Here is a 14,363-nt window from a genome sequence, read left to right as displayed (position 1 = left end):
ATCAGATGCGATATTCCAAAGCTGTTTATTATAGGTTTATTTTATTTAAAATAGCCTCTAACGCAGCCATTTCCACTGGTTTAACCAGGTGGTGATCGAACCCGGCCTCTTTTGAGCGTTTTTTGTGCTCTGGCTGCCCCCACCCGGTTTGAGCGGCAAATACAGTATTTTTAAGCTCCGGTATTTTCTTCATAGTTTCGCAGACTTCATAGCCATTCATTTCAGGCAATCCGATATCTAGCAATACAAGATCAGGGAGGTAAGAAAGGGCTAATTTAATAGCGCTCTTACCATCAAAAGCCGTTTGGGCTTCACATCCCAACGCCTCCATAAGCCAACCCATGGTTTGAGCGGCATCCTTATTATCATCAACAACCAGAACTTTAATTTTTTGCTGGGTGAAGTTTGGTACTTTACATAGACTATCTGGCGTGTCTGCATTTTGTGCTACGCTCACGGGTAATGAAACAGTAAACTTTGTTCCTTCATTGATGCCTTTACTTTCAACATCCACAGAGCCGCCATGTAGCTCAACAAGCTTTTCTACAAGTGTTAAGCCTATTCCAAGGACACCTTGAGAACGATTTAATGGGTCTTCAAACTGTGAAAACATATCAAATATAAATGGCAGTTTTTCTTTTGCTATACCGATGCCGTTATCAATTATCTCTATTTCTACCACTCTACCAAATTGCCTTATATTAACCTCAATTTCACCTTTTTGTTCAGTATATTTAGCCGCATTATTGATGAGATTAGAGAATATTTGCGCCAGCCTTACTAAATCGCCTTCTACGAAAACAGGGTTATCTGGAAAATTCAGTATCAACTCGTGATTCCGCTCTTCTATAAGAAGTTGCACCGTTTCCACCGCGTCTGTAATTGCTTTTTGTATATCAACTATATCTTTGGATATTCGTATTTTCCCCCTTGTTATGCGTGAAACGTCCATCAGGTCATCAATCAATCGGACTATTTGGCTGATTTGTCTTTCAATTAACTCATGCGCATGAGTTTGAGCTTCAGCGTTTGCACTATTTGATTTAATAACGTAAAGGGCATTACGCATAGGCGCCAAGGGGTTGCGTAATTCGTGTGTAAGTGTTGCCAGAAATTCATCTTTTTTCTGATCCGCTTCACGCAAAGCTTCAATAGCATTACGCTCAAGCGTAATATCAACACCAACACCGGGAAAACGAACAGCTTCACCATTCTCGTCCAGTTGAATATTCCCACGTACAGAAACCCATTTAATAGTCCCGTCCTTTTGCCTTACACGGTATTCCTCTTTGTAATGTCCTCCGGTTTGTAATTTTTCTTTAATGACATCTAGAACTCTTTTAAAGTCATTTTCATGGATATATTGAGCAACTTGTTCCAGTTTCACGCCCTCTTTTGCTTCTTCCGGGCTAAGATTGAACAAAGCTCCGAAGCGTTCGTCAGCGGTGAAAACGTCATTTTTTATGTCCCAATCCCATATACCAAAGCTATGGGATGCTTCCAAAGCAAGGCGCTGTCGTTCTTCTGATTTTTGGGCGGCCTCTTCAGCTTTCCGACGCTCGGTCACATCGCGGGTGGTCCCGGCAATCGCCTCTACCTCTCCATCTTCACCCAAGACAGGCATAAAAATATAATCATAAATACGTCTTCCATGCATGCCTGTAAAAGGTACATCTCCGCGTATAGGTTTTTTAGTTTTAATAACTTGCTCGATTTCACGCATATGCATTTCTGCATGCCACGGCTCATACCCAAGTTCAAAACAGGTTTTTCCAACAGACTCCTCCCATGTACGCCCCCACATTTTCAATAAGGCTTTGTTTACATAGGTGAAGCGCCCTTCAAGATCAAAAATATAAACTAGATCCGGCGTGTTAGATAACACCGTTTCATATAGACGGCGCTGTTTGCTAAATTTTTTTGTACTTAAATTAACGGCTTCTTCTGCCAACATTCGTGCCTTATTTTCCTTCTCTCTTTCTATAAGAATGGCAGCAGTTTGGGAGAGCACTTCTACAATATGCTTGTCCGTTTCTGCGGGGCTACGCACTTCTGGATAATAAACAGCAAAAGTACCCAAAACCGATTTATTTTGCGTTGAAAAAATAGGCATCGACCAGCAAGATGCTAAATTGTTTTTTAATGCCAACTCGCGGAAATTGTTCCATTTTATATCAATAGAAATATCTTCTGCGATGACAAATTCACCTCGATGAACGGCCGTACCGCAAGAACCAATATTTTCGCCTATTTCCATTCCATCAATGGCTTCACAATAAGAATTGGATAAATTCGGCGCTGCCCCATGGAGGAGATGCTTGCCATCATCGCTTAAAAGCAAAATCGAGGCTGTTGCCTTGTGTCCCGTCTGTTTTTCAACTGCGAGGACTAACACATTCAAAACTTCTTCTAAAGACGCTCCCTTTAGGGCTAAACTCAATGCCTCGCTTTGGCTGGCTGCGATAACCTCAATTCTTTTGCGCAAGGTATTTTCCTGAAACGCCACGCCTACCCCGCCAGATTGTACAGGGAAAATCTTTATAGTCAGCCACATATCCTGAGGCTCATAAAACCCTTCGATAGTGTCGGTTTGCCTCGTTTTTAACACCTTTCGAAAAAATTTTTTATATGTAGGATCTTTAATTTCAGGAAAGATATGAAAGAAATTTTTACCTATGGTTTTTTGACGCTTCTTACGAGATATTTTTTCGGCATGGCTATTCATATAGGTAATAGCCCAATCAGCATCCAGAATAATGATTGCTTCTGATATATTCTCAAGAATATCTGCCTCAGAAAATGGATAGTCTTCAGAATCCCGCAATTTTAAAGGCTTCTGCAACAATGGATTTCTCTAATTCTTTATTTAAAGCAGAATATTAATAAAAGATTTCCCATCTTACAAATCATTTTTCGTGAGTTCTGACCCATGCCAGATCATAGATCATAGCCGCTCTATATTTTCTGCTTGTACTGGCAATTTTTACGGCGTAAATGATCAATTGGTTATGGCAAAGGTTTTCTGGACACAACATTACGCGGCCTTTTGGTACTGGGCATCGTAGCAAGCTGGCATCCGATAGCCAATGGAGGAATGGCGATGCTGGCGGTTATAAAAGGCTTCGATATATACTCAAAGATCTCTTGCTTGGCCTCTTCCCCGGACCGATAGCCTTGAGGGTGTGGAAGAAACTCTCCGCCGGCGTACTATCCCAGCAGCTCTCGCGGCAACCCATGCCCAGCACAAAGTTCTGTTGGGTAAGCGTCTGGCGGTAATGGGCTGGGGCATACTGGCTGCCGCAGTTTGGAAGTTGATTATAGCCTCCGTCATATAAATTGATTTACTTATGAAGATTTCAGCAATTGAGCAATAATTTTTCTTTCTGAGTGCTTTGGCTTGCGCCTATTTTTGTTCGATAGGATTTAAATCCGGGGAGTAGGCAGGCAGGTAAAGCAAGCGATGGCCTGTATTTTGGATCATGTTTTAGGTGTCTTCGCGTTTGTGGAAGGTTGCATTAACCATGATAACAACGCTTTGAGCAGGCAGTTTGGGCAAGAGGTCCTGGGCTACCCATGCGGTAAAAATATCGGCATTTATATTTAACGGTGAGCCATGCTTTGCCGATTAAAGCCCCCATCGCATGGGTGCCTCCCTTGGCATGCCAATCCTGCTCTCCAAAACATCTCAGCCCTTTGGGCGCATCACCATGTGTCCGTGGCCTATCATGGGCAAAGCCGCTCTCATCAATATAAACAATCGGGCGCTTATTCAGCTTGTGCCACCTAATGAATGTCTGGAACAGAGGCCGCGCGCCTTCGCATCGGCGCGGATGCTTTAGCGTTTTTTTTATAGGTGATGCCCCTACGAGGCAGAGCATGGCCGATGCCTTTCTCGCTCACGCCCAGCCGCCGTGCGCGTTCATAGTGATACGCATCGGGATGCTCCAACACATCACGTGCCAGAGCGTCTCTATCCATCTTCGTCGCCGGTTTATGACGGGTGAGCTTGGGCTCAGGGTTTTTAACCCAGCGTGGGACGCTGGCCACACCCACACAAAAACGCGCCGCCACCTGCGCCATCGTAAGCCCTTCCTTCTCGCGAACGGATAGAACTTTACGGCGGAATGAAGAGGGATAAGTCATCTATAAAGCATGATCAATCTATATGAGCTTGGCTATACAGTCGTACTCTCGAGGAAGATGTAAATAACGTTTTAGGTACAGGGGTTAACACCAGCCTCAAATTACAATCATTTGCTTTTAATTTGCTCGGCTACTATCCAGTTAATGAAGCACAAAAGCTGGAGCTGATTGGTTCTGTAGGTCTAGCAAGGACTAAAGCCGAAGCTGAGATTGATGGCGCTATGCCCGAGAAAGTGGTGTATGGGATATGTTAACTAGCATACCTCACTGAATCTGTTTGTATCTCATCTTGCTGTACGCCGTCCACAAAATTCACGCCCTGAATGACATTTTTGAGCAGGTCAAAGCCTCTGATTTTAAGCCATTGCTTTTTTGCTGAGAACGCAAACTTGAACATCATGGCCGGCAATGTAGTTTCGGAGGTGCAGTTTTTAACCTTGTTTGATCGCAGACGCACGGTTGCAAAGACGCTCTCTATCACATTTGTCGCGCGGGTATAAGGCAAACATTCCCTGCAATCAGCCACCGTTCCCTTTGTTCAACTGATTCACACCGGATTGCCGTGCGCATCAACGGCAATATGGAGTTTCGAATTCAGGCCGCCTTTAGCACGGCCTAATTCCCCCTTTTGCACCAGCGCATGCGGGTGACCCTTAATATGAAAAGCATCGACCATCAACCCTTCCATGTCTGGTTCGGCTGATACTTTTTCAAGGATTTACGCCCATACACCCCGCTCCCGCCAGCGGCAAATCAGCAGAACGGCCTACTTGCCTTTTTGGCCCCGGTAACAACGGCGCCAGCTTTTTCCATAATTCGGCATGGCTCCCTTCGTTCGTTGCGAATTAAACCTGCCTTATTGAATCACAAAGAGTTAAGGAGGGGGACCCGAAAATTGTCGACCTAACTAAAGTTGAGAAGACGCCCTAAATCAAGGTTGTAATAAGCTTGATACTTTTTCCTGTTTATTTACCCTCTAATAGCCTCTCTTCTCAAAAAAGATATTTAAGAACCATTCACTTACAAATTTTTCAGAAAGAATCTCCAATTGTCACTTTAGGCTTTAGAGGCGAGTGCGGACTACTAGGAAAAACCTATGCCGGTGAGCCTAATGTCACCTCTATATCCAGTCGTTGCTCTTCACGAATCACCTGCACCTGAATTTTTTCGCCAGCTTGACGCCGCTCAAGGGCTAAGACTAAATCATCGGCATCCAATACGGGCTGACCCTCGACCGCAACGATAATATCCCCCAGATAGATCCGTCCCAGGGAGTCGCGTTGGACCCCCCGCAAACCGGCTTGCTCCGCGCCACTACCCGGAATCACGCGCAGAATGACCGCCCCCTCCACTCTCATATTGGCCATAGCCCGCGCTGGCAACAATTCAATCCCCAACGTTGGCCGCTCCACTCGGCCCTTGGCAATCAGTTCCGGTACTACCCAATTGACCGTATCCACGGGAATAGCAAAACCAATCCCGGCATAGGTACCGGAAGGGCTATAAATCGCTGTATTCACTCCCATCAGGCGCCCGGCACTATCCAGCAAAGGCCCTCCTGAGTTTCCTGGGTTAATGGCGGCGTCCGTTTGAATCACATTGCGAATGGGAATTCTTGCCGCCGACTCCATTTCTCTACCCAAGGCGCTGATCACCCCCGTAGTTAACGTTTGATCCAGACCAAAGGGGTTACCAATCGCAAATGCTTTTTGACCTACTTGGAGATCACCGGAACTACCGATGGCGATAGGCATAAGCTTGTTTCGCGGCGCCTTAATCCGCAGTACCGCTAAATCCTTTTCAGGGGCCGCCCCAATCAGTTTGGCATCCCAAGTTGAGTGGTCATATAGGGTCACCTTAGCAGCATTCGATCCTTGCACAACGTGTAAATTAGTCACAATATGGCCGCTATCATCCCAAATAAAGCCCGAGCCAGTCCCCCGGGGGATCTCTTGCACATTTAAGCTGAACCAATCACGGTGCCGGGATAGGGTGGTGATAAAAACTACGGCGGGGGAGACTTTACGAAAGAGCTCAATCGTTGATTTCTCAACTGCGGCCAAGTCTCCACGCGCCAGAACGGGGCGCGGCTCTGCCGGAGGAGGCGCTTCCAAAAACCGCTCTGCAAATCCCTGCCACCCTATCCCTACAGTAAATGCGAGTACCAACAACAACGCCAAGGAGCCAATAGAGATTTTCTTTCGCTTTAGCACCGCTTGATTTAGCCTTTCTATCTGGAAAAATGGGAGCAGAATTATATAGTCTAATGGGCGGTATCGCCGATCACCACCTGACTCTTTTCAGAATCAGCTAAATAATAATGGGCGGTTGGCCTGAAAGCACTGTCTAACTCGAACACCAAGGGAATACCCGTAGGAATATTAAGCTCCATCACCTCCTGATCAGATAATCCCTCAAGATGTTTATATAAAGCCCGCAAGGAATTACCGTGGGCAACAATAATCAACTCCTTGCCAGCAGCAATATCCGGTAAGATGTGTTGCTTCCAACATGGAATAACCCGCTTAAGGGTTTTTTTAAGGGATTCTGATGCTGGCAACGCTTCAGGAGCCAAACCTGCATAACGCCTATCGAAGCGTGGGTGCCGTGGATCAGAATTATCCAATGGCGGTGGCTCTATTCCATAACCCCGGCGCCACTGATGCACTAGCTCCGCACCATATTGCTTAGCCATTTCTGCTTTGTTCAACCCTTGCAGGTTGCCATAGTGACGCTCATTTAGCTCCCACCGTTTCTCCACAGGGAGCCATACCAGATCCATCATTTCTTCTACGATCCAGAGGGTACGAATAGCCCGCTTAAGTACCGACGTATAGGCCTTATCGAATTGATACCCTTCATTTTTCAAAATCTTACCTGCAAGACGGGCTTCTTCAACGCCATTTGCGGAAAGATCGACATCCGTCCAACCGGTGAACCGATTCTCCAAATTCCACACGCTTTCACCATGACGAAGTAATATCACTCTATTCACTATCACCTCCTTCCCACCGAAAATCTATTACAACCCCTATCGTACTAATGCGATAACTTTTAGAGAGTGAAAAACCAGTATCTTTAAAAATTGGGACATTCCGTTTTTCCAGCGCTCCTATTTTTATCTTAGCCTCCATTGGTAAATTATGCTTAAATATGCTGTAAGTGGTGAGGTATGTATCTGTAAGGATTTAAATGCCTGGTAGAGATGGAAGTTTTGGCAAAACCAGAGATTCAAATCTGTATTAGGGACTTGACAATTCCAGAATTTACCGTTTTTACAAAAAAGTTTTCAACAGATAATCCTTTATTACAAGGGCAAGTTCTCTCGCCTAGGCGCTAACTTCAAGTCTTCTAAGAAATTTTTTATAACTATATGATCTATAAAGCAATTTTAGATTGGCTATTTTTTCACCGATTTGTAAAAAAGCCATGGCAGTTGGGGCTTAGCAGGAGAGCACCCTCTCTTTATCCACAGACTTATCCACAACTATTGTGGATAAGTCTGTTCCTATTATTTTCACTGTTTTCTAGTTTGATAGCTAGCTCCTCCAAATGCCGGTTACCTCTTCCAAATAGCAGCAGGAATACCCTCGGATATTATTATCTTCCGATAAATAACCATATGCCCCCTTATCAGCTATTTTAAGACTACAAAGACACGCTCAAAGGAGCAACAGGATGATTAAATCAAGAGCAGCCATTGCATGGGGACCGAAACAACCCCTTTCCCTGGAAGAAGTGGAGGTAATGCCGCCGCAAAAAGGGGAAGCATTGGTTCGTATCGCCGCCACTGGCGTGTGCCATACCGATGCGTTTACTTTGTCAGGCGAAGACCCGGAAGGTGTTTTTCCCGCTATCCTCGGTCATGAAGGAGGAGGGATCGTAGAGGCTATTGGCGAAGGCGTGACCAGCGTCGCGGAAGGAGACCATGTCATCCCCTTATATACGCCAGAGTGTGGCGGATGTAAATTCTGCCTATCCGGCAAAACTAATCTATGCCAAAAAATTCGGGCGACTCAAGGAAAGGGGCTAATGCCAGATGGCACCACCCGCTTCTACAAAGCGGGCCAGCCCATCTACCACTATATGGGCTGCTCCACTTTCTCCGAGTACACCATATTACCTGAAATCTCGCTTGCGAAAGTGAACAAGGAGGCTCCTCTGGAAGAGGTTTGCCTGCTGGGCTGTGGCGTCACCACAGGTATAGGGGCCGTCATGAACACCGCTAAAGTGGAAGAAGGCGCCACGGTGGCTATTTTTGGTCTGGGAGGAATTGGTTTGGCAGCCATTATTGGCGCCACTATGGCCAAAGCCAGCCGCATTATCGGGATCGATATCAATGAAGGTAAGTTTGAACTGGCCCGTAAGCTGGGGGCGAACGACTGTATCAATCCCCAAAACTACGATCGGCCTATCCAGGAAGTAATCATCGAACTGACTGGCGGTGGCGTGGATTATTCCTTTGAATGTATTGGTAATGTTAAGGTTATGCGTTCTGCATTGGAGTGTTGCCACAAAGGCTGGGGGGAATCGGTGATTATTGGCGTTGCCGGCGCTGGCCAGGAAATCTCTACCCGCCCATTTCAGTTGGTCACTGGACGGGTATGGCGAGGTTCTGCATTTGGTGGCGTTAAAGGCCGCTCTGAGTTACCAGAATATGTAGAACGTTACCTGAAAGGCGAATTCAAACTCGATGACTTTATTACCCATACCATGGGGCTGGAAGACATCAATAAGGCTTTCGATCTAATGCATCAAGGCAAGAGTATTCGTAGCGTCATTCATTATTAATCAATAAAATTGACTGAGAGACTACTTGGAGCCCAAACATGACCCTTGAAAACTTAAGCCGCAACAAAAGCTTTGGTGGCTGGCATCAACAACATAACCATCACGCTTCAAGCTTAAACTGCAAGATGCGCTTCGCTATCTATCTGCCGCCTCAAGCTACCGCGGGAACAAAAGTCCCAGTGTTGTACTGGTTGTCTGGGCTAACCTGCACTGATGAAAATTTTATGCAAAAGGCCGGTGCGCATCGTATCGCCGCTGAACTGGGAATTGCGATAGTAGCGCCAGATACTAGCCCGCGGGGCAAGGAAGTGGCGGACGATCCAGAGGGCGCCTATGATTTGGGCAAAGGGGCAGGCTTCTATGTCAATGCCACCCAACCACCATGGCAGTCCCATTATCAAATGTATGACTATGTAGTACAGGAACTCCCAGCGCTCATTGAGGCCCAATTTCCGGTTTCCGGGCGGCGTTCAATTGCGGGCCACTCCATGGGGGGACATGGTGCTTTGATCATTGCCATACGTAACCCAGAGCACTACCAGTCGGTATCCGCATTCAGTCCGATCAGTAACCCCATGAACTGCCCTTGGGGTCAGAAGGCCTTCTCAGCCTATCTTGGTCCTCAGGAGGATACATGGCGGCAGTATGACGCCAGCGAATTGATGCGTACTGCAAATCGATTCGTACCGGCCTTGGTGGACCAGGGCGAAGCGGATAACTTCTTACATACCGAGTTAAAGCCAGAAACGCTGCTAACGGCAGCACAGACCAGTGGCTACCCCCTGCAACTGCGACGCCATGAGGGTTATGATCACAGCTACTACTTTATCGCCAGTTTTATTGATGAGCATCTGCGTTTCCATAGAACTCATCTTAAATCATAACCCAAAAAGATTCTTACCTCTCCAGAAACTCACGGATTTCATTGCTTCGCTGCTGGGCATCCTGTCTTCCCAATTCCATCAGGCGCTCAAGATAATCAGGTTGAAACATCAGCAAGCTCAAAACATCATTACTGCGAGTTTCCTGAGTACCGAGCCCCCGGGTCATAAAGCGGAAGGAACGTGGCAGCGTTGACTCATACTCGTTAGCCAGCTTGCCTAAATCCTGGGATGGCCGTGACAGTAGAAGCTTAACGGGGCGCAAACCATAACGCTGCCGTTCCGGCAATCTAGCTACCAATCGGTTGATCCGCTCCAACCGCAAGGCATCATTATCAAATACATCCAAAAAGATTGCATCGAAAAGCGAGCCAGCCACCTGGATAGGCGGTGGATAATGATCGATATTGGGATAATTATCTTCCTCATAATTGGGGGCATAGTGGGTTGAAATAGCTAATATCCGACTAGCCCCAAGATGGATAGCCGGTGACAAAGGCGCGGTCATGCGGATACCCCCATCGCCATGCCAATACCCACCAATCTCCACCGCTGGGAAAAAGAAGGGTAAGGAAACAGAAGCCAGAATATGCTTGCGTTTCAAAGCGCATTGAATTCCCTTGCGATGAGCTCGCTCCCAGCGCCGCAATTCCCGCCCCTGCACCCAGCTTACGGATTGGCCCGTGGAATAATTGGAAGTAGTGATGGCAATAGCTTTTAACTCCCCTCCCCCCAAATTACGTTGAATACCTGTCAAATAACCGTCATTTAGATCAAAAACCTGCTCTAGCAGCACCTCCAGAGGAGAAGTATCCAAAAGGCTGCGGACTTTAATAGTATGGGAGGCCCCCCCTAACAACAGACGAAGGCTCCAACGGACTACATTACTGACAATGGAAAATGAATCGACCCGAAACATCTGTTCTGTGGCAAGCCCCGCCCATATCTTGGTCAAGCCTTCAACCCTTTCGCTGAAAGTACCGGGCTGATTAGCCAAATAAGCGGCATTGATAGCGCCGGCGGAAACCCCAGTTAAAATAGGTATTTTCAGCTCAGGATAAAGCTGGGCAAGGCAATTGAGAAACCCGATCTGATAAGCAGCGCGGGCCCCTCCGCCGCTCATCACTAAAGCAAGATCGCCCTCGTTAGAATTCATAGAAAAGATCTTTCCAACAGCCGCTTCTTCTTAGAGTTACCTACCAAAACCGTGGATAGCTCTCCCTAACCCAGCATACTACGCCAAGCCAAAGAAACATGAAAGGCCACCACCATCCCTAGACCCGGAATACATATTCCTTTCCTTCCTCCCGCTCGCAATCCTGGGGATAATTTTTGCGCTTATCCTCATAATACCGCTCGCGGGCATCTCCTTCCGAAAGGCGATTGTAAGTCACAAAAAGAAGCCGCCGCTGCTTATCCGTAAGATTGGGCTGAGAGCCATGGGGAGTAAAAGAGTCAAAAAAAATCATATCCCCCGGCTGAGTTGGGCAAGAGATAAATGCCATCTCTTTCATCTCATCTTCCCCCAACGGTGCCCATTCCTTGAACATACCGATTTTATGCTTTCCTGGAACAATTTCTAGGCAACCATTTTCCTTATTAGCCTCGTCAATACAAATAAGTGCCGTGATACAAAGGCTATTATATTCCCACCAGCCCGCTTGGTGATCTTGATGGGGTTTAAAACCATCGCCACCAGGAAATTTGAAGTTGATTTTTTCCTTGAAAAGGACTGCAGGCTCTCCAAAGAGCTCAGAAATTGCTTTCTCAAGCTTGCTCTTGCAAAATAATTGAGCAAACCCCTCATGATAAGGAGAGAAATTCTCCATACGATTTAACAATCGCCGGCCAGGCTCAGCAAGGGAATCCTCATAATAACGCTGGTACTTGCCGGGAGCATCGGGATAAGCCTGAACTTCGTCTACCCAACGGCTAATTTGCGCCATTTCCTGATCATTATAAAATCCCCGTACTATGGCAAAGCCATCGTGCTTGAAAGCTTGAATATGCTCCTTTGTTAGATCGCTCATGGAAACTCCTTAAAATCTTTATTAAGTTACGAAAGCCAAAACGATTTTCATAGCCACGATAGGGCCTTTTCCTTATTAATCTTAATGACGGCTTCCCAATAGGCGCGGAAGGAACTTAATGAACAGGAAAACGCTCGGGTAGTAGAATCGGCTCTTCTCCAGACACGGGATACACTGATGGGCTACCATCAGCAACTGATCAAGGATAAATTACGACAGAGCAGCGAATAGATTTACTCGCTGTATAATGGACTGTAGTCGTTCTTTGAAACCGCATAAACCAAACCCTATCGCGCTATTATAACCTCTGTTACGATAAACACATCCATTACCGAAAACAGCCAGTTAACTGACCGAGGAACGGCGTATTAACTCCATAAACTCGGCCCGAGTCCGTGAGTCCTCGCGAAATGTCCCCAACATAGCACTGGTAACCGTCTGGCTATTCTGTTTCTGCACGCCTCGCATGACCATACAAAAATGACAAGCTTCCAAAACAACGCCAACGCCGCGGGCATTAAGTACTGCCATTAACCCACTCGCAATTTGAGTGGTGAGGCGTTCTTGCACCTGGAGCCGCCGGGCAAAGACATCAATCACCCGGGCGATTTTACTCAGCCCCACAATGCGTCCCTTCGGCAGGTAGCCCACATGGGCCCGTCCGAAAAAAGGCAGCATGTGATGCTCACACAGAGAATAGAATTCCACATCCTTGACAATAACCATTTCCTCGCATTCATCCTCAAAGAGGGCATCCTTGACCACCTCTTCCACCGTCATATGATAACCACTCGTAAGAAAATCAAGGGCTTTAGCAACTCGCTGTGGAGTACGTTTAAGTCCCTCACGTTTGGGATCTTCGCCCAAGCGGGTTAAAATTTCCTCCACGCTGGCTTCGAATTCCGGGTCATAATGCTCCCCCGGCTTCACATCCAGGCTGCCAATGTAGCGGCCTTCCCGCACCACCTTGGTCAATTTCGTATCCATCGTGTTTTTACTCTCTATCAGAGATGCCTAGATGGCTCCCATTGTCGTTATAATTCGGTTACGATTGTACTTTTGCGGACTTACAAAACACCCTCAACATTGGTTAAGAGGCCCCTCCCTTGCAATAATTTTTTAATAGTATACAGAATACGCCACTCTGATACCTGAACCCGTATTCCATAGAGGTTTATCCCCGTGTGCCAATTACTTGGAATGAATTGTAACGTACCCACCGATATCTGTTTCTCCTTTGAGGGCTTTAGTCAACGCGGCGGCGGTACCGATGAGCACCGGGACGGTTGGGGAATCGCTTTCTTTGAGGGGAAAGGCTGCCGGAATTTTGTGGATATTTTACCCGCTACTCATTCTCCCGTTGCCCATTTGGTCAAGGAATATCCAATTAAATCCCTCAATGTGATTGCCCACATCCGTAAGGCTACCGTAGGTAAAATACGTCTGGAAAACACCCATCCTTTCGTCCGGGAACTCTGGGGACACTACTGGATTTTTGCTCATAATGGCGATTTGAAAGATTTTATCCCGCCCCTTCTAACTGACTTTCAGCCGGTTGGAGAAACTGATAGCGAGCAGGCTTTTTGCCTTCTGTTACAAGAGCTGAAAGACCGCCACCCCGGCGGCATGCCTACGCTACCAGCGTTACATCGAACCCTATGCGCCACAGCAGCGAAAATCGCCGCTTACGGCAGTTTCAATTTTATACTTTCCAATGGGAAGCATTTATTTGCCCACGGCTCTACCCAGCTAAGCTATATCGTTCGGCGTCATCCCTTTGGCCAGGCTCATTTAGTGGATAAGGATATAACAGTTGATTTTAGGGAAGTCACCACCGAGCGGGATCAGGTTGCCGTCATTGCCACCGCCCCTCTTACGGATAACGAATCCTGGACCCTAATCCCCCCAGGAACCCTAGTCGTGTTCCAGAATGGACTCCCACTCATTTCAAACTCCGGCAGATAACCATTTTAAATACTTCAGGGTTAACAAGATGACAACTCAACGCCCTTGCCGCTTGAGCTCCAATCCCCTACGCTTTATAGAGATAATTAATGAAAGTTAGAATTTTACCTAGGGGGGCCCCCGAGGATTTACCGTTTAACGGTCTTTAGAGTCATTGTTACAGGCAATTTTTCCCTCATGGCAACTTATTTTTCTAGCATGAAACAGGTATTCATTAATTCTGAAGAACAAGCCTATCAAGAAAGCGTTTGGCAGCCTCCCGCCGATATCTATCGCATTGAACGAGGATGGCTAGTTAAACTAGATCTTGCTGGGATTCGCAACGAAGATATTCACCTTAGTATTCACGAGCAACGTTTGGTAGTCCAAGGCTTACGCCGAGACTGGATAGTAGAAGCCGGGCAGCAATATTACTCCATGGAAATTGCTTATAACCGCTTTAGGCGTGCGATTGAGTTTCCTGCTCCTTTGGAGCAGGCTCGCATCACCACCAAATACCGTGATGGGATGCTGCTCATCTGGCTAGAAGTAACGTCTCAAGAGGGTTTGTGAA

15 protein-coding genes are annotated in these 14,363 nt (G+C 46.7%); 5 read left to right on the top strand and 10 right to left on the bottom strand.

From position 1 onward, the window contains the following. Positions 1 to 28: 28 nt before the first annotated feature. Entirely contained in the window at positions 29 to 2,845 is a 2,817-nt protein-coding gene (locus NOC_RS07580) for a PAS domain S-box protein (protein WP_002809921.1), read from the bottom strand. A gap of 337 nt (positions 2,846 to 3,182) precedes the next feature. Between NOC_RS07580 and NOC_RS17690 the strand changes: the two genes are divergently transcribed. After that, a complete protein-coding gene (locus NOC_RS17690) occupies positions 3,183 to 3,335 on the top strand; it encodes a hypothetical protein (RefSeq protein WP_002808691.1) in 153 nt (50 codons plus the stop codon). Between the two features lie 68 nt (positions 3,336 to 3,403). Here the strand turns inward: NOC_RS17690 and NOC_RS18595 are convergent, their stop codons facing one another. The 6 genes from NOC_RS18595 to gpmA all read right to left on the bottom strand — a co-directional run bounded on the left by NOC_RS18595 (position 3,404) and on the right by gpmA (position 7,129). Next, positions 3,404 to 3,481 (bottom strand): transposase, encoded by a 78-nt coding sequence (locus NOC_RS18595; protein ID WP_197538951.1) that lies wholly within the window; start codon positions 3,479 to 3,481, stop codon positions 3,404 to 3,406. A 302-nt stretch (positions 3,482 to 3,783) separates the two neighbouring features. After that, positions 3,784 to 4,143 (bottom strand): IS630 transposase-related protein, encoded by a 360-nt coding sequence (locus tag NOC_RS07575; RefSeq protein WP_002809066.1) that lies wholly within the window; start codon positions 4,141 to 4,143, stop codon positions 3,784 to 3,786. 250 nt (positions 4,144 to 4,393) lie between these two features. Next, positions 4,394 to 4,648 (bottom strand): hypothetical protein, encoded by a 255-nt coding sequence (locus tag NOC_RS16425; protein ID WP_155814710.1) that lies wholly within the window; start codon positions 4,646 to 4,648, stop codon positions 4,394 to 4,396. A gap of 42 nt (positions 4,649 to 4,690) precedes the next feature. Further along, positions 4,691 to 4,831 carry a hypothetical protein gene (locus tag NOC_RS17685; protein ID WP_002809655.1) on the bottom strand — a complete coding sequence of 47 codons (141 nt, stop codon included), beginning with the start codon at positions 4,829 to 4,831 and terminating at the stop codon, positions 4,691 to 4,693. Positions 4,832 to 5,237: 406 nt separating this feature from the next. Further along, positions 5,238 to 6,356, bottom strand: coding sequence for a S1C family serine protease (locus tag NOC_RS07565; protein WP_002809304.1), 1,119 nt, complete (start codon positions 6,354 to 6,356; stop codon positions 5,238 to 5,240). Positions 6,357 to 6,406: 50 nt separating this feature from the next. Then, the gene (gene gpmA, locus NOC_RS07560) at positions 6,407 to 7,129 is read right to left on the bottom strand and encodes a 2,3-diphosphoglycerate-dependent phosphoglycerate mutase (RefSeq protein ID WP_002808909.1); all 723 of its coding nucleotides are present in this window, start codon (positions 7,127 to 7,129) and stop codon (positions 6,407 to 6,409) included. A gap of 695 nt (positions 7,130 to 7,824) precedes the next feature. On the opposite strand from gpmA, the gene NOC_RS07555 reads away from it, so the two are divergent. Both NOC_RS07555 and fghA read left to right on the top strand, forming a co-directional pair. After that, positions 7,825 to 8,934, top strand: a complete 1,110-nt coding sequence (locus NOC_RS07555) for an S-(hydroxymethyl)glutathione dehydrogenase/class III alcohol dehydrogenase (RefSeq protein ID WP_172633696.1) — start codon at positions 7,825 to 7,827, stop codon at positions 8,932 to 8,934. A gap of 38 nt (positions 8,935 to 8,972) precedes the next feature. After that, positions 8,973 to 9,818: an S-formylglutathione hydrolase gene (gene fghA, locus NOC_RS07550; RefSeq protein WP_002811056.1), complete on the top strand. Its 846-nt coding sequence runs from the start codon at positions 8,973 to 8,975 to the stop codon at positions 9,816 to 9,818. 13 nt (positions 9,819 to 9,831) lie between these two features. Here fghA and NOC_RS07545 read toward each other — a convergent pair whose 3' ends face one another. From NOC_RS07545 to folE, 3 genes are all read right to left on the bottom strand, one after another. Next, a complete protein-coding gene (locus NOC_RS07545) occupies positions 9,832 to 10,971 on the bottom strand; it encodes a patatin-like phospholipase family protein (protein WP_002808584.1) in 1,140 nt (379 codons plus the stop codon). 118 nt (positions 10,972 to 11,089) lie between these two features. After that, on the bottom strand, positions 11,090 to 11,845 hold the full coding sequence (locus NOC_RS07540; protein WP_002809676.1) for a phytanoyl-CoA dioxygenase family protein: 756 nt from the start codon (positions 11,843 to 11,845) through the stop codon (positions 11,090 to 11,092). 345 nt (positions 11,846 to 12,190) lie between these two features. Beyond that, on the bottom strand, positions 12,191 to 12,832 hold the full coding sequence (gene folE, locus NOC_RS07535; RefSeq protein WP_002809273.1) for a GTP cyclohydrolase I FolE: 642 nt from the start codon (positions 12,830 to 12,832) through the stop codon (positions 12,191 to 12,193). A gap of 195 nt (positions 12,833 to 13,027) precedes the next feature. On the opposite strand from folE, the gene NOC_RS07530 reads away from it, so the two are divergent. After that, positions 13,028 to 13,810, top strand: coding sequence for a class II glutamine amidotransferase (locus NOC_RS07530; protein WP_011330644.1), 783 nt, complete (start codon positions 13,028 to 13,030; stop codon positions 13,808 to 13,810). Between the two features lie 177 nt (positions 13,811 to 13,987). Further along, positions 13,988 to 14,362, top strand: coding sequence for an Hsp20/alpha crystallin family protein (locus NOC_RS07525; protein ID WP_002810802.1), 375 nt, complete (start codon positions 13,988 to 13,990; stop codon positions 14,360 to 14,362). Position 14,363 lies beyond the last annotated feature (1 nt).

This window comes from Nitrosococcus oceani ATCC 19707 (assembly GCF_000012805.1).
Taxonomy (GTDB): domain Bacteria; phylum Pseudomonadota; class Gammaproteobacteria; order Nitrosococcales; family Nitrosococcaceae; genus Nitrosococcus; species Nitrosococcus oceani.
This window is presented reverse-complemented; position numbering and strand designations above follow the sequence as displayed.